The organism is Rubrivivax gelatinosus (genome assembly GCF_016583785.1).
Lineage (GTDB): Bacteria > Pseudomonadota > Gammaproteobacteria > Burkholderiales > Burkholderiaceae_C > Rubrivivax > Rubrivivax gelatinosus_B.
In genome coordinates this window covers 24,572-44,509 of sequence record NZ_NRRU01000041.1, presented here as the reverse complement: position 1 = coordinate 44,509, position 19,938 = coordinate 24,572, and the positions used below count along the sequence as shown (strand labels likewise).

17 protein-coding genes are annotated in these 19,938 nt (G+C 71.4%); 14 read left to right on the top strand and 3 right to left on the bottom strand.

Annotated features, from left to right (window positions below; translation table 11 throughout):
- The 5 genes from CKO43_RS12545 to CKO43_RS12525 all read left to right on the top strand — a co-directional run.
- Window positions 1-1,858 (top strand): hypothetical protein (locus CKO43_RS12545; protein WP_431191960.1); only part of this gene is annotated, 1,858 nt, incomplete at its 5' end.
- Window positions 1,859-1,909: 51 nt separating this feature from the next.
- Window positions 1,910-2,233 (top strand): preprotein translocase subunit YajC, encoded by a 324-nt coding sequence (yajC, locus tag CKO43_RS12540; RefSeq protein ID WP_200227028.1) that lies wholly within the window; start codon window positions 1,910-1,912, stop codon window positions 2,231-2,233.
- A 48-nt stretch (window positions 2,234-2,281) separates the two neighbouring features.
- Window positions 2,282-4,183, top strand: coding sequence for a protein translocase subunit SecD (gene secD, locus CKO43_RS12535; protein ID WP_200227030.1), 1,902 nt, complete (start codon window positions 2,282-2,284; stop codon window positions 4,181-4,183).
- A 9-nt stretch (window positions 4,184-4,192) separates the two neighbouring features.
- Window positions 4,193-5,227, top strand: coding sequence for a protein translocase subunit SecF (gene secF, locus CKO43_RS12530; RefSeq protein ID WP_200227032.1), 1,035 nt, complete (start codon window positions 4,193-4,195; stop codon window positions 5,225-5,227).
- Between the two features lie 51 nt (window positions 5,228-5,278).
- Complete coding sequence (locus tag CKO43_RS12525; RefSeq protein ID WP_200378831.1) at window positions 5,279-7,618, top strand: DUF1631 family protein; 2,340 nt, start codon at window positions 5,279-5,281, stop codon at window positions 7,616-7,618.
- 25 nt (window positions 7,619-7,643) lie between these two features.
- Here CKO43_RS12525 and CKO43_RS12520 read toward each other — a convergent pair whose 3' ends face one another.
- The 3 genes from CKO43_RS12520 to CKO43_RS12510 form a co-directional block, all read right to left on the bottom strand.
- On the bottom strand, window positions 7,644-8,096 hold the full coding sequence (locus tag CKO43_RS12520; RefSeq protein WP_200227036.1) for a DUF494 family protein: 453 nt from the start codon (window positions 8,094-8,096) through the stop codon (window positions 7,644-7,646).
- A 46-nt stretch (window positions 8,097-8,142) separates the two neighbouring features.
- Window positions 8,143-9,231, bottom strand: a complete 1,089-nt coding sequence (dprA, locus tag CKO43_RS12515) for a DNA-processing protein DprA (protein WP_200378830.1) — start codon at window positions 9,229-9,231, stop codon at window positions 8,143-8,145.
- Window positions 9,232-9,386: 155 nt separating this feature from the next.
- On the bottom strand, window positions 9,387-10,565 hold the full coding sequence (locus CKO43_RS12510; RefSeq protein ID WP_200227040.1) for a LysM peptidoglycan-binding domain-containing protein: 1,179 nt from the start codon (window positions 10,563-10,565) through the stop codon (window positions 9,387-9,389).
- A gap of 218 nt (window positions 10,566-10,783) precedes the next feature.
- Between CKO43_RS12510 and def the strand changes: the two genes are divergently transcribed.
- The 9 genes from def (at window position 10,784) to pyk (ending at window position 19,868) form a co-directional block, all read left to right on the top strand.
- Window positions 10,784-11,302, top strand: a complete 519-nt coding sequence (def, locus tag CKO43_RS12505) for a peptide deformylase (RefSeq protein ID WP_200227042.1) — start codon at window positions 10,784-10,786, stop codon at window positions 11,300-11,302.
- Window positions 11,303-11,307: 5 nt separating this feature from the next.
- Complete coding sequence (gene fmt / locus CKO43_RS12500) at window positions 11,308-12,249, top strand: methionyl-tRNA formyltransferase (protein WP_200378833.1); 942 nt, start codon at window positions 11,308-11,310, stop codon at window positions 12,247-12,249.
- 46 nt (window positions 12,250-12,295) lie between these two features.
- On the top strand, window positions 12,296-12,676 hold the full coding sequence (locus CKO43_RS12495) for a hypothetical protein (protein WP_346014400.1): 381 nt from the start codon (window positions 12,296-12,298) through the stop codon (window positions 12,674-12,676).
- 116 nt (window positions 12,677-12,792) lie between these two features.
- A complete protein-coding gene (locus CKO43_RS12490) occupies window positions 12,793-13,521 on the top strand; it encodes a head GIN domain-containing protein (RefSeq protein ID WP_242481147.1) in 729 nt (242 codons plus the stop codon).
- Window positions 13,522-13,577: 56 nt separating this feature from the next.
- Window positions 13,578-14,303 carry an AzlC family ABC transporter permease gene (locus tag CKO43_RS12485; protein WP_200227199.1) on the top strand — a complete coding sequence of 242 codons (726 nt, stop codon included), beginning with the start codon at window positions 13,578-13,580 and terminating at the stop codon, window positions 14,301-14,303.
- A complete protein-coding gene (locus CKO43_RS12480; RefSeq protein ID WP_200227046.1) occupies window positions 14,300-14,629 on the top strand; it encodes an AzlD domain-containing protein in 330 nt (109 codons plus the stop codon). The genes CKO43_RS12485 and CKO43_RS12480 overlap by 4 nt, the downstream gene beginning before the upstream one ends.
- A gap of 83 nt (window positions 14,630-14,712) precedes the next feature.
- Window positions 14,713-15,906 carry a phosphoglycerate kinase gene (locus CKO43_RS12475; RefSeq protein WP_200227048.1) on the top strand — a complete coding sequence of 398 codons (1,194 nt, stop codon included), beginning with the start codon at window positions 14,713-14,715 and terminating at the stop codon, window positions 15,904-15,906.
- A 117-nt stretch (window positions 15,907-16,023) separates the two neighbouring features.
- Complete coding sequence (locus CKO43_RS12470) at window positions 16,024-18,351, top strand: NADP-dependent malic enzyme (RefSeq protein WP_275951983.1); 2,328 nt, start codon at window positions 16,024-16,026, stop codon at window positions 18,349-18,351.
- An 89-nt stretch (window positions 18,352-18,440) separates the two neighbouring features.
- Window positions 18,441-19,868, top strand: a complete 1,428-nt coding sequence (gene pyk / locus CKO43_RS12465; RefSeq protein ID WP_200378829.1) for a pyruvate kinase — start codon at window positions 18,441-18,443, stop codon at window positions 19,866-19,868.
- The last annotated feature ends 70 nt before the right edge of the window (window positions 19,869-19,938 follow it).

The following is a 19,938-nucleotide window of genomic DNA, read 5'->3' as shown; positions in this document are numbered from 1 at the left end:
GGCCGTGGCGCTGCGGCCGCCGCGAGCGACGCCGCTGGCCTGGCTGCTGCTGCCGCCGCTGCTGGCGCTGGCGCTGCTGTACCAGCCCTTCGCCGCGCCGTTGGCCCTCGGCCTGGCGCTGGCGTTCGCCGCGGTCGCCTGGCGGCCGCTGCTGGCGCTGGTGCTGATCCCGGCGGCGCTGCCGGTGCTGGACCTCGCGCCCTGGACCGGGCGTTTCTTCGTCGACGAGTTCGACCTGCTGCTGGCCGGCTGCGTGGCGGTGGCGGCGGCGCGTGTGCCGCGGCCGGGCGGCGCCGGCCGGGCGCCGGCGCCGGTGGTGCTGGCCTTCGTGCTGCTGGCGCTGTCGCTGGCGATCTCGGGCCTGCGTGCGCTGTGGCCGCTGGCCTGGCCCGACGGCGGCGACTGGTGGAGCTTCACCAGCCCGGTGAACGCGCTGCGCATCCTGAAGGGCGCTGCCGAGGCCTGGCTGGTGGTCGTGCTGTGGCGCCGGCTGGCGGGCGCCGGAGCGGCGCGCGCGCAGGCCTTCGGCGCCGGCATGGTGGCGGGGCTGGCGCTGACGGTGGCCTGGATCGTGGTCGAACGTTCGGCCTTTGCCGGCCCGCTGGACTTCGCCGCAGGCTACCGCGTCACCGGGCCGTTCTCGGCGATGCACCGCGGCGGCGCCTATGTCGAGTGTTACCTCGCGATCGGCCTGGCCTTCACGCTGGCCGCGGCGCTGCAGGCACGCCGGCTCTGGGCCCGGGTGGCGGCGCTGCTGCTGCTGGCCGCCGGCGCCTACGCGCTGGCGCTGACCTTCTCGCGCAACGGCTGGGCCGCCGGCGCGCTGGCGCTGCTGGTGACGGCGGCGCTGGCGCTGGCGCGCCCGGGCCGGCGCGGGCTGGTGGTGGCCGCGGCCGGGCTGCTGCTGGCCGCAGCCGCGGCGCTGCCGGTTTTGCTGGGCTCCTACGCGCAGGAGCGCCTGGGCCGCAGCGCGCAGGACCTGGCGACGCGCCAGGCGCACTGGGCCGACGCGCTCGATCTGCGCGAGCCGGGGCTGGCGGCCGCGCTCTTCGGCGAAGGCGCGGGGGGTTTCCCCGACCTGCACTACTGGCGCAGCCGCGAGCCGCGCCATGCCGGCAGCTTCCACTGGCGCCACGAAGGCGGGCGCGGTTTCCTGCGGCTGGGCCCGGGCGCGCCGCTGTACGTCGAGCAGATCGTCGAGCCCGGTGCCGCGGCGGAACTGCGCATCGCCGCGACGCTGCGGCGCGAGAGCGCGCCGGCGGCGTTGTCGGTGGCTCTGTGCCGCAAGACGATGCGCAGCTCGCAGGACTGCCGCTACGCCCGGCTCGAGGCCGCACCGGGCGAGTGGGCCGCCGCCGCGCCGCAGACGCTGGCGGTACCGCCGGGCCGGCTGCCGCTGAAGCTGGCGCTGCTGACACCCGCCGAAGGCCCGGTGCTCGACGTCGACGCCGTCACGCTGCAGGCCGCCGGCGGCAGCGAACTCCTGGCCAACGGCGGCTTCGACACCGGGCTGGCGCGCTGGTTCTTCTCGACCGACTACGAACCTGCCTGGCACATCGACAGCCTGCCGGTGGCGGTGCTGTTCGAGCAGGGCTGGTTCGGCGCTGCCGCCTGGCTGCTGCTGCTGGTGGTGACGGCGGCGGTGGCGCTGGCGCCGCAGCGGCGCGGCCTGGCGCCGGTGCCGGCGGCGGCCGGCGCGTTCGCCGCGCTGCTGGCCAGCGGGCTGCTGAACACCGTGATCGACACGCCGCGTTTCCTGCTGCTGGCGCTGCTGCTGCCCTGGCTGGCAGCGGCCGCGCCGCTCGACTCCCCGCGACGCGAGGGCCCGCGCGCACCGGGCGCTGGGGCCGGCCCCTAGAATCCGAGGTTCGCCTGCGCCAGCGGGCCCCAGACATCCAGAAGGATAGACGTGTTCATTTCCTCCGCCTTTGCCCAGGCCGCCGCTCCCGCCGGCGGCACCGAGTCCTCGCTGTTCAGCCTGCTGCCGCTGGCGCTGATGTTCGTGGTGCTGTACTTCATCATGATCCGGCCGCAGATGAAGAAACAGAAGGAACACAAGACGATGGTCGAGGCCCTGGCCAAGGGCGACGAGGTCGTCATCGCCGGCGGCGTCATCGGCCGTGTCGCCAAGATCAGCGACAGCATCCTGCACGTCGAGGTCGCCGACGGCGTCGAGCTGCAGGTGCAGCGCGCCTCGGTGCTGCAGGTCCTGCCCAAGGGCTCCTACAAGTAAATCCCCCGGGCAGCCGGCTGCGGCGCGCCCCGAGCTCCAGGAATCCCCATGAACCGCAACCCCTGGTGGAAGTACGCGATCCTCGCCTTCGCCTTCGTGGTCGGCCTGCTCTACACGGTGCCGAACTTCTACGGCGAGGCGCCCGCGGTGCAGGTGTCCTCGGGCAAGGCCACCGTGAAGATGGATCCGGCAATGGTCCAGCGGGTCGAGCAGGTGCTCGCGACGGCCGGCCTGAAGGCCGACTTCGTGCAGCTCGACGGCGCCTCGGTGCGCGCGCGTTTCGCCGACACCGACACCCAGATCAAGGCCAAGGACGCGATCGCGCACGCGCTCAACCCGGACCCGAACGACCCGACCTGGATCGTCGCGCTGAACCTGCTGTCGCGTTCGCCCGCCTGGATGGCCAAGATCCACGCGCTGCCGATGTACCTGGGGCTGGACCTGCGCGGCGGCGTGCACTTCCTGATGCAGGTCGACATGAAGGCGGCGCTGACGAAGAAGGCCGAGGCCGTCGCCGGCGACGTGCGCACGATGCTGCGCGACAAGAACATCCGCCACGCCGGCATCACGCGTGAAGGCAACGCCGTCGAGGTGCGTTTCCGCGAGCCGGCGCTGGCCGAACAGGCGCGCACGCTGCTCGGCGACCAGTTGCCCGACCTCGACTGGACGGCCACCGCCGACGCCGCCAGCGGCGACCTCAAGCTCGTCGGCACGCTCAAGCCCGCCGCGGCCACGCGCGTGCAGGAGCAGGCGCTCAAGCAGAACATCTCGACGCTGAACAACCGCGTCAACGAACTCGGCGTCGCCGAGCCCGTGATCCAGCAGCAGGGCCTGGACCGCGTCGTCGTGCAGTTGCCCGGCGTGCAGGACACGGCCAAGGCCAAGGACATCATCGGCCGCACCGCGACGCTGGAGATCCGCCTGGTCAACGAGACCAGCGAGGCGACCGAGGCGATGCGCGGCTCGGGCCCGGTGCCCTTCGGCAGCGAACGCTTCCTCGAACGCGGCGGCCAGCCGGTCATCGTCTACCGCAACGTCGTGCTGACCGGCGAGAACCTGACCGACGCCCAGCCGGGCTTCGACGGCCAGACGCACGAGCCGACCGTCAACCTGACGCTGGACGCGCGCGGCGCGCGCATCTTCAAAGACGTCACGCGCGAGAACGTCGGCAAGCGCATGGCCATCCTGCTGTTCGAGAAGGGCAAGGGCGAGGTCGTCACCGCGCCGGTCATCCGCAGCGAGATCGGCGGCGGCCGGGTGCAGATCTCCGGGCGCATGACGACCGAGGAAGCGAGCGACCAGGCGCTGCTGCTGCGCGCCGGCTCGCTGGCCGCGCCGATGGAGATCATCGAGGAACGCACGATCGGCCCGAGCCTGGGTGCGGAGAACATCTCCAAGGGCTTCCACAGCGTGCTCTGGGGCTTCGTCGCGATCTCGATCTTCATGTGCGCCTACTACATGCTGTTCGGCGTGTTCTCGACGCTGGCGCTGGGCTTCAACCTGCTGCTGCTGATCGCGGTGCTGTCGATGCTGCAGGCGACGCTGTCGCTGCCGGGCATCGCCGCCATCGCGCTGGTGCTGGGCATGGCGATCGACGCCAACGTGCTGATCAACGAGCGCGTGCGCGAGGAGCTGCGCAACGGCGCGTCGGCGCAGGTGGCGATCAGCGCCGGCTACGAGCGCGCCTGGGGCACGATCCTGGACTCCAACGTGACGACGCTGATCGCCGGCCTGGCGCTGCTGGCCTTCGGTTCCGGCCCGGTGCGCGGCTTCGCCGTCGTGCACTGCCTGGGCATCCTGACCTCGATGTTCTCGGCGGTGCTGTTCTCGCGCGGCCTCGTGAACCTCTGGTACGGCCGCCAGAAGAAACTCAAGTCGGTGTCGATCGGGCAGGTCTGGCGCCCGAACGGCGGCACGCTGCCGGCCGAACAGAACAAGGCCGAGGCCTGAGGGGACGTCATGGAATTCTTCCGTTTCCGCCGCGACATCCCGTTCATGCGCTACACGCTGGCGCTGAACGTCATCTCCTTCCTGACCTTCCTGGCCGCGGTCTTCTTCATCTTCCACCGCGGGCTGCACCTGTCGATCGAGTTCACCGGCGGCACCGTCGTCGAGGTGGCCTATTCGCAGCCGGCCGACCTGGAGCGCACGCGCCAGGCGGTCGAGACGCTGGGCTTCGGCGAGGTGCAGGTGCAGAACTTCGGCACCTCGCGCGACGTGATGATCCGGCTGCCGATCCGCGAAGGCGAGAAGCAGGACCAGGTCGCCAGCCGCGTCTTCGACGTGCTGTGCACGGCCGAGAGCGGCAGCGTCGCGACCAAGGAGTACACGACGCCCCAGGGCGAGCAGGTCAGCCGGCCGTCGTGCACGACGGCTGCGGGTGCCGAGCCGCTGAAGCTCTCGCGCACCGAGCTCGTCGGTCCCTCGGTCGGCGCCGAACTGGCGCGCGACGGCGCGCTGGCGCTGGGCTTCACGGTGCTGGGCATCATGATGTACCTGGCCTTCCGCTTCGAGTGGAAGTTCGCCGTCGCCGGCGTCATCGCCAACCTGCACGACGTCGTCATCATCCTGGGCTTCTTCGCCTTCTTCCAGTGGGAGTTCTCGCTGGCGGTGCTGGCGGCGGTGCTGGCGGTGCTGGGCTACTCGGTCAACGAATCGGTCGTCATCTTCGACCGGATCCGCGAGACCTTCCGCCGCATGCGCAAGATGACGACGACCCAGGTCATCGACCACGCGATCACGAGCACCACCAGCCGCACCATCATCACCCACGGCTCGACTCAGATGATGGTGCTGTCGATGCTGTTCTTCGGCGGCCCGACGCTGCACTACTTCGCGATGGCGCTGACCATCGGCATCCTGTTCGGCATCTACTCGTCGATCTTCGTCGCCGCCGGCATCGCGATGTGGCTGGGCGTCAAGCGCGAGGACCTGGTCAAGGCCGGGGCCAAGGAGAACGACCCGAACGACCCGAACGCCGGGGCCGTGGTGTAGAGTCGGTTCGCAACGGCTGCTCGCGGCCTTCTCACCACGGACGACCGACCGATGGCGACCGGCGCTCCCAACACCAACCTCGCGAGCCAGGCGCGGCGCCTGTACACCGAGGAACTGGTGAAGGGCCTGCCGGGCTTGGTGCAGGCCGCACTCGACGGCGCCCGCGGCCTGTTCGAAAAACCGTCCGAGCACGCCACCTTCCAGCGCCGGCGCGACCTGATGCAGGGCATCAACGCCGGTGCCCAGTCCTGGCACCGCGGCCTGGTCAACGGCCTGCGCCACGCGCTGTTGCACGGCGGCTCCACCACCCGGCTGGGTGACCTGCCCTCGCTGTCGCCGGGCCAGCTGACCCTGGTCGACGACGACACCATCGAGCTCGAGATCGTCACCTCGCGCCTGGCGCTGGCGATGATGGACCGCGCGTCCTGGGAGTTCGCCGACTTGCGCTCGCGCATCGCCCACCTCGAAGGCCGCGGCGAGCTCGACGCCCACGACATGCTGCGCGCCCACGTGCTGGCGCGCATCGTCTTCGAGGCCTGGCGTGCTTCCGGGCAGACGCTGGCCTCGTGGCGCGAACTGCAGCCGGTGCTGCACGAGGAGTTCGCGCTGCTGTCCGAAGAGGCCTACCACGAGACCAACCGCTGGCTCGCCGAACACGGCGTGCTGCCCGAGGTCGACCTGCGGCCCTTCATCCGGCGCTCGCGCGGGCACGCGAGCGCGGCGCCGACCGGCGGCTGGGGGCAGGGCGGCGGTTCCGGTGGCGGTGGTTCAGGCGAAACCGGGCCGGCTTCGGGCTGGGGCAACGCGCCGGCCTCGGGGCCGCCGTCGGCCTACGCGTCGGGCAGTGGGCTGATGCGCGGCGTCGGCGACGAGACCCGGCTGATGACACGCGCCGCGCCGCTGGCGCGCGGGCGCGACCACGCCGAGGCGCTGCTCGGGCGTCTGAACCGGCTCGTCGGCCGCCAGGTGCCGGCTTTCGGCCAGTCGACGCGGCCGCAGGGGCTCTCGCCCGGGCTCGCGCGTGCGATCGACACCGCCGAGGCCGGCATCCGCCAGCGCATGACGACCACCGCCGCCGGCGTCGAGGCCTCGGCCACGGCGCCGGTGATGCTGGAGGACCTCCAGCAGCGCAAGCAGGCGCTGAAGAAGGCCGCCGCCTCGTCCGAGGAGCGCGCCACCATCGAGATCGTCGCGCTCTTGTTCCAGAGCATCCTGACCGAGGAGCGCATCCCGGCGGCGGTGCGCGTCTGGTTCGCCCGGCTGCAGATGCCGGTGCTGCGTGTGGCCGTCACCGAGCCCGATTTCTTCGCCACGGTCGACCATCCGGCGCGGCGCCTGATCGACCGCATGGGTGCCTGCGTGATGGGCTTCGACAGCGCGGCGCAGAAGGTCGGCGACGCGCTCGAGCGCGAGATCAAGCGCATCGTCCAGGTCGTCGAGGCCTACCCCGACACCGGCCGGCGCGTGTTCCAGACCGTGCTCACCGAGTTCGAGAAGTTCCTCGAGCACTACTTCCGCACCGAGAACGAGACCACGCGCCGCGGCGTCTCGCTGGCGCAGCAGGTCGAGCAGCGCGAGACGCTGGCGATCCAGTACACGATCGAGCTGCGCCGCATGTTGAACGACATGCCGGTGCAGGAAGGCGTGCGCCAGTTCCTGTTCCACGTCTGGGCCGACGTGCTGGCGACGACCGCGGTCAGCTACGGCGCCCAGGGCAAGCAGACACGGGCAATGAAGCGCGCCGCCGCCGACCTGATCTGGTCGGCCAGCGCCAAGGTCACGCGCGAGGAACGCGCCGAGGTCATCCGGCGCCTGCCGCCGCTGTTGAAGTCGCTGCGCGAGGGCATGGCCGCCGCCGGCATGGACGCCGAGCGCCAGGACGAGCAGATCCAGCTGCTGAACAACTCGCTGGCGGCGGCTTTCACCGCCAAGACCGCGGCCATCCCCGACGAGCGCCTGCGCGAGCTGATGGACCGGCTGGAGACGCTGGAAGAGCTGCTGCCCGACGCCGAGGACGTGCAGATCGACGAGTCGATGGTGCTCGACCTGTCGGGCCACCAGAGCGCCGACCTGGAGGTGGTGCTGGACGGCGGCTCGATGCCGACGCCGGCAATGCTGGCCTGGGCGCGCGAGCTGCAGGTCGGCAGCTGGTACATGCTCGAGTACCGCGAGCGCCACGAGGCGGTGCAGCTCGCCTGGCAGGGCATGCGGCGGCAGCTGACGCTGTTCGTCACGGCTCAGGGGCGCTGCGTGCTGTTCCAGCAGCAGCGGCTGGCGTCATTCCTGCAAGCCGGGCTGCTGCTGCCGGCCCAGGACGAGGCGCTGACGGTGCGGGCGACGCGCAGCGCGCTGGCCAAACTGGACGTCGACGCGTCGCGCCTGCTGAACTAGCGGGGCTAGCGGCGCCTGGCGCCGCTCAGTGGATCAGCCGGTCTTCGGCGGCGACGAAGAGTTCGTCGAGGATCAGCGCGTCGGGCTCTTCGCCCAGACTCCAGAAGACCATCAGCACGATGATCTTCAGGTCTTCGAGCTCGATCGGGCCGCTGCCGATCGCGGTGGCGCGGTCAATGACCATCTCGCGCATCGGCGCCGGCAGCACGCCGGCCGACTCGAGGAAGCAGATGAAGCCGATCGACTCTTCGCCGAGCAGGTCGCGCTCGCCTTCGGTGTAGACGCGCAGGCTGCCCGGTGTGGCGCTGTCGACGCAGGATTCGGCGCTCGTCGCCAGCCCGTCCAGCCAGCGCAGGGCTTCCTGGATCTCGTCGGATTCGAAGCCGACGGCCGACAGCTTGCGCTGGAGCTGCTGGTGGTCCGGACACGCGTCCGGACGCCAGTAGGTCTCGTAGAGGTACACGAGGACGTCGAACATCGGTTCACTATAACCCACGGTCCCGGCCGCTGCCGGGGGCAGATTTTCAAGCGGCCACGCGGCGTTGGAAAAGTCCGCCCGGCAGCCTGTCGACGCGGCCGTCGAGCTCGAGTTCGAGCAGGCGCGCGTTCAGTTCGGCCGTCGGCCAGCCGGTGCGCGCGAGCAGCGCGTCGAGCGTCGCGGGGTCGTGGCCGAGCGCGGCGAGCACCGGGTCGGCGTCGGTTTCGGGCGCCTGCGGCGCCGCGGCCGGGCGGCTGCCGCGCAGCGCTTCCAGCACGTCGTCGGCGCTTTCGACCAGCGCCGCACCCTGCTTGATCAGCGCGTGGCAGCCGCGCGCCACCGGCGAGCGGATCGAGCCCGGCAGCGCGAACACCTCGCGCCCGGCCTCGGCCGCCAGGCGCGCGGTGATCAGCGAACCCGAGCGCAGCGCGGCCTCGATGACCAGCGTGCCGCGCGCCAGCCCGGCGATGATGCGGTTGCGCTGCGGGAAGTTCTCCGGCAGCACCGGCGTGCCGGGGTCGAACTCGCTGACGATGGCGCCGTGGGCGACGACGCGCCGCGCCAGTGCCTTGTGCCGCGCCGGGTAGACGCGGTCGGGCCCGGTGCCGACCACCGCCAGCGTCGTGCCGCCGGCCGCCAGTGCGCCTTCGTGGGCGGCACCGTCTATGCCCGCGGCCAGGCCTGAAATCACCGCGAAACCGGCCTCAGCCAGCGCCTGGGCGAATTCGCGTGCGTTCGCCAGCCCCTGGGGCGTGGCGTCACGGCTGCCGACGATGGCCACCGACTCGGCCGCGAGCAACTCGGGCCGGCCCTGCACATACAGCAGCAGCGGCGGGTCGGCGGTCTGCAGCAGCAGCGGTGGATAGGCGGCGTCGCCCAGCGTCAGCACATGGTGGTCGTCGCCGCCGGCGAGCCAGGCGCGGGCGGCGGCCAGACGCGGAACGCATTCAGGTGCCGGCCGCGCCATCGTCGCGGCGAGCGCGGGGCCGCCCAGTTCGGTCAGCGCCGCTGGCGTCGCCGCCAGCGCGGCTTCGGGGCTGCCGAACGCCGCCAGCAGCCGCCGTACCCCCTCGCGCCCCAGCCCCGGCGTCTGCAAAAGCCGGAACCAGGCGTCGAAGTCGTCCGGTGCAGCCATCGGCTAGGCGCGGTTTCAGATGCCGGGGCTGCCGGGCGGCACCGTAGGCGCACGGCGCCGGCGCTGCCAAGCTGCCGCCGCGGATCCGGCTTTGCCGGTCCGCTGGCGGCGCCCCCCCTCGGGGGGGGAGGCGCCGAAGGCGCTTCCGGGGGGGCTCACGGTGCTGTGAAGCGGTCGCCCGGATGCACGGGGTCTTTGACGTTGATGATCAGCGCGTAGGACACGCGCTCGAAGGCGCTGAAGACGAACAGCAGGCCGTGGCGCTCGTCGGGCAGCTGGATCGGTTTCTTCTTGCCGGAGGTGGTGTCGAAGTCGGCGCGGCCGGCGCGCCAGAGCGCGAGCACGTGGCCGCGTTCCAGGCCGTCGCGGCGGCCCTTGTTCAGCGCGACGATCTGGTTCTGGCCCGCCGACAGCGCGTCGCCGTAGAGCGAGACGATGCGGCCGTCGATCGGCGCTGCCGGAGCGTGCGGCGCGTAAGCCGTCAGCTCGCGCTGCGGCACCGGCGAGAGCCGGTCGCCGACGCCGACCTCGAGCCGGATCGTGCTGACGACGAAGGTGGCGGGCACGGTCACGGGTTTGCCGTCGGCGCCGAAACGCTCTTCGCCGGGGCGAACGTATTCGGCGGTGCCGACGTAACGCGCCTCGTAACCGAGGATCTCGCGCGTCTCCGGGTCGCGCAGCGGCTGCGCCTCGCGGAACAGGCGGAACTCGCGTGCGCCGCCCAGGTCGCCCAGCACGTAGGCGGTCTCGCCGCGCGACAGCAGCACGCGGCCTTCCTGGGTCGCGACGATGCGCGGCGCGAGTTCGAGCTCGTTGCTGTCGAAGACCACCGCCTCGTTCAGGAAGGGGCCGATCAGGTGCAGCGGTATCGATGCGATCGCGCCGTTTTCCAGCAGTTCGGCGCGCACCCGCGGCGACAGGCGCACGGTCTGCGGGTCGGCGGTCAGCGACTGCCCGACCTGCAGCATCGCGCGGCCGTCGCGTTTGACCAGCACCAGCAGTTGCCCGGGGTAGATCAGGTGCGGATTGCGGATCTGCTCGAGGTTCATGCCCCAGAGCTCGGGCCAGCGCCAGGGGCTCTTCAGGAAGAGCTTGGAGATGTCCCAGAGCGTGTCGCCGGGGCGCACGGTGTGGGTCTGGGGGGCGTCGGGAGCCAGTTCGGCCAGCGGCACGCCGGCCTGCGCGACCTGGTGCGCGGTCGCACGCTGGTCGGGGGTGACGGGGTAGTTCGGTGCGGCGAGCGCCGGCAGCACGGCGCTGGCGGCGGCCACGACGGCGGCCCGGGCGGCGAGCGCTCCCCAGCGCGTGTTCATCTTCGGCCTCGAACGGCTCATGGGTCTTTGCTCTCCTCGCAAGGGACGGCGCGCGGCGGGTGCGACAATTCGCATTGCGGCGGGCACGAACTGCTCACTTGAATTGGCAGATTCTGCCCGTAAACCCTTGTTGTCGTAACGAATTCGTCGTTGCCGCCACGCCCGTGTGCAGCTCGTCACGCTGCCGGGCGTCGCGCCGTGGCCCGGTCCGGACAGCCGGGCGTCGCTTGCAGTGCACCATGGCCCAACTTCCGATCCTGCGCTATCCAGATCCCCGGCTGAACACCGTCGCGCGCCCGGTCGCGGCGGTCGACGAGCGCGTCAAGCAGCTCGTCGCCGACATGATCGACACCATGTACGAATGCGAAGGCGTCGGCCTCGCGGCGACCCAGGTCGACGTGCACGAACGCCTGTTCGTGATGGACACCTCGCCCGAGCACGATCAGCCCATGGTCTTCATCAACCCGCAGATCGTCGCGCGCAGCGCCGAGAAGGTGATCTGGGAGGAAGGCTGCCTGTCGGTGCCCCAGGTCTGGGACCGGGTGACGCGCAACGCCCAGGTGACGGTGCGCGCGCTCGACCGCGAGGGCCAGGCGTTCGAACTCGATCTCGACGGCCTGGCCGCGGTCTGCGCCCAGCACGAGATCGACCACCTCGACGGCAAGGTGTTCGTCGAGTACCTGAGCCTGCTCAAGCGCGAGCGCATCAAGATCAAGATGGCCAAGCGCGCGCGCGAAGAAGCGCGCGGCGTCGCATGATCCGTTTGCGCGCCGCTTTCGCCGGCACCCCCGAGTTCGCCCGCGTCGCGCTCGACGCGATGCTCGCTGCCGGCATCGAGGTGCCGCTGGTGCTGACCCAGCCCGATCGCCCGGCCGGCCGCGGGATGAAGCTGCAGGCTTCGCCGGTCAAGCAGTGCGCGCTGGCGCACGGCCTGCCGGTGGCGCAGCCGCGCAGCCTGCGGCTGGACGGCAAGTATCCGGACGAGGCCGCGGTCGGACGCGCGGCGCTCGAGCAGGCGGCGCCGGACGTGCTCGTCGTCGCCGCCTACGGGCTGATCCTGCCGCAGTGGGTGCTCGATCTGCCGCCGCGCGGCTGCGTCAACATCCACGGCTCGCTGCTGCCGCGCTGGCGCGGCGCGGCGCCCATCCACCGTGCCATCGAAGCCGGCGACGCCCAAACCGGCATCACGATCATGCAGATGGACGCCGGCCTGGACACCGGGCCGATGCTGCTCGCCGAGTCGCTGGCGATCGCCGCCGAGGACACGACGGCGACGCTGCACGACCGCCTCGCCGCGCTCGGTGCGCGCCTGGTCGTCGACGCGCTCGGCCGGCTCGAATCGCTGCCGCCGGTGCCGCAGCCCGAAGCAGGCGCCAACTACGCGAGCAAGATCGAGAAGGCCGAAGGCACGATCGCCTGGACGCTGCCGGCGGCGGTGATCGAGCGCCGCGTGCGCGCCTTCGACCCCTTCCCCGGCTGCAGCTTCACGCTCGGCGGCGAGACCTTCAAGCTCTGGCGCGCCGCGGTGCTGCCGGGCGCGGGCGAGCCCGGCACCGTGCTCGCGGCCGGCGAGGGCCGCCTCGTCGTCGCCTGCGGCGAGGGTGCGCTCGAACTGCTCGAGCTGCAGCGCACCGGCGGCCGCCGCGTGCCAGTGCGCGAGTTCCTGAAAGGCCACCCGGTCGTCGCCGGCCAGCGCGCCGCTTGAGTGGCGCGGGCCTCAAGCCGCCGCGCCGCAGGCCGATATCGGGGTGGTGAAACCCTCGCGTTCCCGCTCCATCCTCCGTGTCGCCCTGTTCGCCGCGCTGCCGCTGCTCGTCGCCGGCTGCGACCAGCTGGGCATCGAGTCGGCCAAGGCCGTCGCCGAGAAGAAGGACGCCGAAGGCCGCGCCATCGGCGCCGCCTGCCGCCATGCCGGGCGAGCGATCGAGGACTGCTTCGGCCTGAACAAGAAGGCCGACAAGGCCGCGGTCTTCGCCGGCTGGAAGGACATGAACGACTACATGCGCGAGAACAAGCTCGATATCGTTCCGCCGCAGGGGGCCGCCACCGCCGTCGCCAAGGACGCGGCGTCCGAGGACGCCCAGGACGAGGCGCCCGCCGAAGACAAGCCGGCGAAGAAGAAGTCGTCCTGAGTGCGGCCGGTGCCGGCGCCGCGGCGGTCCGTCGCCCGGTGCTGCACTTCGTCGCCGGCGGCTGGCCGTGCCGGTGCGGCGCGGTCACGATGCGGGCATCCGCTGGAGCCGATGCCATGAAACGCCTGTTGTCCACCTTCGCCGTCGCCGGGATGTCGGCGCTGTTCGCCGTCTTCACCTTCGCCGCCGCGCCCGCGCAGGCGGCGACGAGGAGCGACTTCGGCGCAATCTCGGACTTCAGCGCGATCCAGGTCAGCGGCCCGGTCGACCTCGTCGTGCGCCCCGCGGCGCGCGAGTCGCTGCGCATCGACGGCGATGCCGACCTGCTGTCGCGGCTGGAGGTCAAGGTCGAGGAGCGCCGCGGCCAGCGCACGCTGGTCATCCGCCTGCGCGAGGAGGGTTTCTCGTTCTTCAACCGCGACAAGCTGCAGGCCAGCGTCGAGGTCGTGAAGCTGCGCCGCGTCGCCAGCGCGAGTTCGGGCAAGGTCGACATCGAGGGCCTGAAGACGCCGGCGCTGGCCCTCGCGCTGGCCGGCTCGGGCAACGCGAAGCTGCGCCAGCTCGACGCCGACTCGCTCGCGCTGTCGATCGCCGGCAGCGGCAACGTGCGCGCCGACGGCCGCACGCGTGAACTCTCGGTGGACATCGCCGGCAGCGGCAACGCCTTGCTCGCGTCGCTGCAGGCCGACAGCGCCTCGGTCTCGATCGCCGGCAGCGGCAACGCCGACGTCAGCGCCGACGGCTCGCTGTCGGTGTCGATCGCCGGCTCGGGCAACGTGCGCCACGCTGGCAAGGCGGTGCCGCGCAGCAGCATCGTCGGCAGCGGCACGGTGCGGCCGCGCTAGTCCCCGGCCCGACGCGGCGCCGCCCGCGATGGGAGAATCGGCGCATGTCTGATGGGATGTTCGGCTGGCGCCACCCCGAGTTTCGGCGTGGCGCCCGCGAGATGGCCGGCATCCTGCCCGGCATCGGCGCCTGGGGAATGATCACGGGCGTTGCGATGATCAAGGCCGGGCTCTCGGTGCCGCTGGCGGTGCTGATGACGCTGCTGGTCTACGCCGGCTCGGCCCAGCTCGCGGCGCTGCCACTGATGGCCGCTGGCGCGCCGATCTGGGTCGTCTGGGCGACGGCGTTCTGCGTCAACCTGCGCTTCGTGATCTTCAGCGCCCAGTGGCGCCCGTATTTCGCCGCCTACCCGCGCGCCGAACGTGCGCGCATGGCTTTTTTCAGCGGCGACCTGAACTACATCCTGTTCATGCGCCGCTTCCCCGACCCGGTGCCGGCGCCCGAGCAGAAGCCGTATTTCTGGGGCGGCGCGGTGTCGAACTGGTTCGCCTGGCAGGTCCCGTCGATGGTCGGCATCGCGCTCGCCGACGTCATCCCGACGAGCTGGGGCATCGGTTTCGCCGGCACGCTGGCGCTGATCGGGCTGGCCTGCTCGCTGCTGGGCAGCCGCTCGTCGCTGATCGCCGCCGTGGTCGCCGGCTGCGCCGCGGTGGCGGCTTATGCGCTGCCGCTGCGGCTGAACATCGTCGTTGCGATCGCCGCGGCGGTGGCCATCGGCGTGATGCTGGACCGCCCGGGTTCGCGCCCGGGGCCGGCGACGCCGGTCGGAGGCTCCCGATGAGCGGCTGGGCCGCGCTGCTGACGATTGCCGGGCTGGCGCTGATCACGCTGCTGACGCGCGCTTTTTTCATCCTGCCCGAACGTGAGCTGCCGATGCCGGCCTGGCTGCGCGAAGGCCTGCGCTACGCGCCGCTGGCGGCGCTGATGGCGGTCGTCGCGCCCGAGGTCGTGATGACGCAGGGCCGGCTGATCGACACCTGGCAGGACCCGCGGCTGTTCGCCGCCGCGGCCGGCGCGGCCTGGTTCTTCTGGCGCCGCGGCATCCTCGGCACCATCGTCGTCGGCAGCCTGGTGATGGTCGGGCTGCGCGTCGGGCTGGGCTGGTAACACGGCCGGGCCTTCCCGGCTGGGCCGGCGCGCGCAGGGATGCGACACTAGCGGCCGTTTCCGTCAGCCTGTCGCTCAACACCATGAACGTCCTGCGCTTTTCCGACATCGCCGCTTCCGGCCGCGCCCGTGGCCAGCGTGTCTTCATCCGTGCCGATCTCAACGTGCCGCTGTCCGACGACGGCCAGATCACCGAGGACACCCGCGTGCGCGCCTCGGTGCCCTGCATCCGCATGGCGCTGGACGCCGGCGCCGCGGTGATGGTCACCTCGCACCTGGGCCGCCCGACCGAAGGCGAGTTCAAGCCCGAGGATTCGCTGGCGCCGGTCGCCAAGCGCCTGGGTGAACTGCTGGGCCGCGAGGTGCCGCTGGTCTCGAACTGGGTCGACGGCGTGGACGTGCAGCCCGGCCAGGTCGTGCTGCTGGAGAACTGCCGCCTGAACAAGGGCGAGAAGAAGAACAAGGAAGAGCTGGCGCGCAAGATGGCGGCGCTGTGCGACATCTTCGTGCACGACGCCTTCGGCACCGCGCACCGCGCCGAGGCCAGCACCTACGGCATCGCCGAATACGCCAAGATCGCCTGTGCCGGCCCGCTGCTGGCCGCCGAGATCGACGCCATCACCAAGGCGCTGGCGAACCCGAAGCGGCCGCTGGTGGCCATCGTCGCCGGCAGCAAGGTCAGCACCAAGCTGACGATCCTGCAGAGCCTGGCCAAGAACGTCGACGGCCTGATCGTCGGCGGCGGCATCGCCAACACCTTCCTGCTCGCCGCGGGTTTCCCGATCGGCAAGAGCCTGGCCGAGGCCGACCTGGTCGGCGAAGCCAAGGCCGTCATCGAGGCGATGAAGGCGCGCGGCGCCGAGGTGCCGATTCCCGTCGACGTCGTCACCGCCAAGGCCTTCGCCGCCGATGCGCCGGCCACCGTCAAGGACGCCGCCGACGTCGCCGCCGACGACCTGATCCTGGACATCGGCCCCAAGACCGCGGCGCTGCTGGCCGACAAGCTGAAGGCCGCCGGCACCATCGTCTGGAACGGCCCGGTCGGCGTGTTCGAGTTCGACGCCTTCTCGCATGGCACCGAGACGGTGGCGCGTGCGATCGCCGAAAGCCCGGCCTTCAGCATCGCCGGCGGTGGCGACACGCTGGCCGCGATCGCCAAGTACGGCATCGAAAAGGACATCGGCTACATCTCCACCGGCGGCGGCGCCTTCCTCGAAGTGCTCGAGGGCAAGACGCTGCCGGCCTTCGAGATCCTCAGCCGCCGCGCGGCGGGCTGAAGATCCCCGCGGTGCCGGCCAGGCCGGCACCCGCACGAGCCGGCGGCGGGCGCCGCCGGCCGTTTTGCAGTTCGCCCTCGGCGCGGTATTCGCCGCCGAGGCGCGAGGAGTTTTCCCTTGGACAAGATGCTTTCCGACGCCGAAGCCGCGCTGCGCGAGGCGGCGCTGGACTACCACCGCGCGCCCGTGCGCGGCAAGATTTCCGTCACCCCGACCAAGCCGCTGTCGAACCAGCGCGACCTGTCGCTGGCCTATTCACCGGGCGTCGCCTACGCCTGCCTCGCGATCGAGCAGGACCCGTCGCTGGCGGCCGAATACACCTCGCGCGGCAACCTGGTGGCCGTCGTCACCAACGGCACCGCGGTGCTCGGTCTGGGTGACATCGGCCCGCTGGCCGGCAAGCCGGTGATGGAAGGCAAGGGCTGTCTGTTCAAGAAGTTCGCCGGCATCGACGTCTTCGACATCGAACTCGCCGAGCGCGACCCGGACAAGCTGGTCGAGATCATCGCCGCGCTCGAGCCGACGCTGGGCGGCGTGAACCTCGAGGACATCAAGGCGCCCGAGTGTTTCTACATCGAGCGCAAGCTGCGTGAGCGCATGAACGTGCCGGTCTTCCACGACGACCAGCACGGCACCGCGATCATCTCGTCGGCGGCGCTCTTGAACGCGCTGGAACTGGTCGGCAAGGACATCGGCAGCGTCAAGCTGGCGGTCTCGGGCGCCGGCGCCGCGGCCATCGCCTGCCTGGACCTGATGGTGCATCTGGGCGTGCGGCGCGAGAACGTCTGGGTCTGCGACTCCAAGGGTCTGATCCAGTCCGACCGCGCCGACGTGCTCGCCGGCCGCCTGGACGAATCGAAGCTGCGCTACTGCCAGCGCAGCGCGGCGCGCACGCTGGCCGACGCGATCGTCGGCGCCGACGTCTTCCTCGGCTGCTCGGCCGCTGGCGTGCTGTCGCCGGAAATGGTGGCGACGATGGCCGGGCAGCCGGTGATCCTGGCGCTGGCCAACCCCGAGCCCGAGATCCGGCCCGAACTGGCCAAGGCGGTGCGGCCCGACTGCATCATCGCCACCGGCCGCAGCGACTACCCGAACCAGGTCAACAACGTCCTGTGTTTCCCGTACATCTTCCGCGGCGCGCTCGACTGCGGCGCGACCAAGATCACCGAGGCGATGAAGATCGCCTGCGTGCACGAGATCGCCGCGCTCGCCAAGGCCGAGGCCAGCAGCGAAGTCGCCGCCGCCTACGCCGGCAAGGAGCTGAAGTTCGGCCCCGACTACCTGATCCCGACGCCCTTCGACGTGCGCCTGATCCTGCGCATCGCGCCGGCGGTGGCGCGCGCCGCGGCCGAGTCCGGCGTCGCGACGCGGCCGATCGCCGACCTCGAGGCCTACCGCCAGTCGCTGACGCGTTTCGTCTACCAGACCGGCATGTTCATGCGCCCGGTGTTCAACGCCGCTAAGGCGCGCCCGGCGCGTGTCGTCTACGCCGAGGGCGAGGACGAACGCGTGCTGCGTGCGGTGCAGGCGGTGCTCGACGAAGGCCTGGCGCGGCCGGTGCTGGTCGGTCGCCCGGAGGTCATCACGCACCGTGCCGAACTCGCCGGGCTGCGTGCGCTGCCGGGGCGCGACTACGAGGTCGTCGACCCGGCCGCGCACGAGGGCTACGACGCCTACTGGCAGGCCTACCACCGGCTGATGGGCCGCGACGGCATGACGCCCGAGGCCGCGCGCACGACGCTGCGGCGCTCGAACACGCTGACCGCGGCGATGATGGTGCGCCTGGGCCAGGCCGAAGCCATGGTCTGCGGCCTGGCCGGGCGCTACGACTCGCACCTGGAGCACGTGCGTGCGGCCATCGGCCTGAAGCCCGGCGTGCAGACGCTGGCGGCGATGAACGCGCTGCCGCTGGACAGCGGCACGCTGTTCGTCGCCGACACCTTCGTCAACGAGGAGCCGAGCGCCGAACAGCTCGCCGAGATCGCGCTGCTGGCCGCCGAGGAGGTGCGCCGCTTCGGCCTGCCGCCCAAGGTGGCTTTCGTCTCGCACTCGATCTTCGGCTCGTCGGCGCGGGGTTCGGCGCGGCGCATGCGCGCGGCGCGCGACCTGTTCGTGAAGATGGCGCCGCACATCGAGTGCGACGGCGAGATGCACGGCGACGCCGCGCTGTCGGCCGAGGTGCGCGCGCGCTACCTGCCCGACAGCACGCTCACGGGCAGCGCCAACCTGCTGGTGCTGCCCAACCTGGACGCGGCCAACATCCTGTTCAACGTGCTGAAGATGACCAGCGGCCACGGCGTCACCGTCGGCCCGATGCTGCTGGGCACGGCGGCGCCGGCACACATCCTGACGCCGTCGGCGACGGTGCGTCGCGTCATCAACATCACCGCGCTGGCGGTGGCGGAGGCGGCGACGCTGGCGACCGTGCGCCAAGCCACGCTGTAATCGGGCGGTACTCGGGCAAGCATGGCGCAGCCATGCCATGTGCCGATAATCGCAGACGCTGGGTTTCCAGCGTTTTCGAGAGAACCGCTATGCGCGCCACGAAGATCGTCGCCACCCTCGGCCCCGCCTCCTCTTCGCCGGAGGTCCTGGAAGCGATGATCCGCGGCGGCGTCGACGTCGTGCGCCTGAACTTCTCGCACGGCAAGGCGCAGGACCACATCGACCGCGCGACCCTGGTGCGCCAGGTCGCCGCGGCCGCGGGCAAGGAGGTCGCCATCATGGCCGACCTGCAGGGCCCGAAGATCCGCGTCGGCAAGTTCGCCGGCGGCAAGGTGATGCTGGAGAAGGGCGCGCGCTTCGTGCTCGACGCCTCGCGCACCGAGCCCGGCGACATCGACTCCGTCGGCCTGGATTACAAGGACCTGCCGCGCGACGTGCGCCCGGGCGACACGCTGCTGCTCAACGACGGGCTGATCCGGCTCACCGTCGAGCAGGTGATCGGCGACCGTGTCGCCACCGTGGTCGTCGTCGGCGGCGAGCTGTCGAACAACAAGGGCATCAACAAGGCCGGCGGCGGCCTCACCGCGCCGGCGCTGACGGCCAAGGACATGGAGGACATCCGCACCGCGATGAGCTTCCAGGCGGATTACGTCGCCGTCAGCTTCCCGAAGAGCGCCACCGACATGGAGATGGCGCGCCAGCTGTGCAACGTCGCCGGCGAACCCTGGCGCCACAAGCCGGGGCTGATCGCGAAGATCGAGCGCAGCGAGGCGATTCCGGTGCTCGAGCAGATCCTGCGCGCCTCCGACGGCATCATGGTCGCGCGCGGCGACCTCGCGGTCGAGGTCGGCAACGCCGCGGTGCCGGCGCTGCAGAAACGCATGATCCGCATGGCGCGCGAAGCCGACAAGATCGCGATCACGGCCACGCAGATGATGGAGTCGATGATCGTCAACGCGGTGCCCACGCGCGCCGAGGTCAGCGACGTCGCCAACGCCGTGCTCGACGGCACCGACGCGGTGATGCTGAGCGCCGAGACCGCCGCCGGCCGCTATCCCGTCGAGACCATCCAGCAGATGGCCGCGATCGCGCTCGAAGCCGAGGCCGCCGACGACTTCCACCTCGAGACCGACTTCACCAACAAACGTTTCGGCCGCATCGACCAGTCGATCGCGATGGGCGCGCTGTTCACCGCCCACCACCTGGGCTGCCGTGCGATCCTGGCGCTGACCGAGTCGGGCTCGACGGCGCTGTGGATGAGCCGCCACCACATCAAGGTGCCGATCTACGGCCTGACCTCGCAGCCGGCGCCGCAGCGCCGCATGACGCTGTACCGCAACGTCACGCCGCTGCTGGTGCCCAAGTTCGTCGACCGCGACGAGGCGCTGGCCGCGGCCGAGCGCATCCTCGTCGATCGCGGCGTGCTGCGCCCGGGCGACACCTACGCCATCACCTGCGGCGAGCCGATGGGCCACCCCGGCGGCACCAACATGCTCAAGGTCTGCCGCGTCGCCTGAAGCGCGCGCGTCTATTCCGCGTGCGCACCGGTTCCAAAGCCGGTGCGGCGGGGGGCCAGTGGCTAGAATC

Bases quoted from the DNA above. Each gene is read 5' to 3' on its own strand.
- secD (WP_200227030.1), top strand. From the start codon at position 2,282: ATGAACCGCAACCCCTGGTGGAAGTACGCGATCCTCGCCTTCGCCTTC.
- secF (WP_200227032.1), top strand. From the start codon at position 4,193: ATGGAATTCTTCCGTTTCCGCCGCGACATCCCGTTCATGCGCTACACG.
- CKO43_RS12525 (WP_200378831.1), top strand. From the start codon at position 5,279: ATGGCGACCGGCGCTCCCAACACCAACCTCGCGAGCCAGGCGCGGCGC.
- CKO43_RS12520 (WP_200227036.1), bottom strand. From the start codon at position 8,096: ATGTTCGACGTCCTCGTGTACCTCTACGAGACCTACTGGCGTCCGGAC.
- dprA (WP_200378830.1), bottom strand. From the start codon at position 9,231: ATGGCTGCACCGGACGACTTCGACGCCTGGTTCCGGCTTTTGCAGACG.
- CKO43_RS12510 (WP_200227040.1), bottom strand. From the start codon at position 10,565: ATGAGCCGTTCGAGGCCGAAGATGAACACGCGCTGGGGAGCGCTCGCC.
- def (WP_200227042.1), top strand. From the start codon at position 10,784: ATGGCCCAACTTCCGATCCTGCGCTATCCAGATCCCCGGCTGAACACC.
- CKO43_RS12490 (WP_242481147.1), top strand. From the start codon at position 12,793: ATGAAACGCCTGTTGTCCACCTTCGCCGTCGCCGGGATGTCGGCGCTG.
- CKO43_RS12485 (WP_200227199.1), top strand. From the start codon at position 13,578: ATGTTCGGCTGGCGCCACCCCGAGTTTCGGCGTGGCGCCCGCGAGATG.
- CKO43_RS12480 (WP_200227046.1), top strand. From the start codon at position 14,300: ATGAGCGGCTGGGCCGCGCTGCTGACGATTGCCGGGCTGGCGCTGATC.
- CKO43_RS12475 (WP_200227048.1), top strand. From the start codon at position 14,713: ATGAACGTCCTGCGCTTTTCCGACATCGCCGCTTCCGGCCGCGCCCGT.
- pyk (WP_200378829.1), top strand. From the start codon at position 18,441: ATGCGCGCCACGAAGATCGTCGCCACCCTCGGCCCCGCCTCCTCTTCG.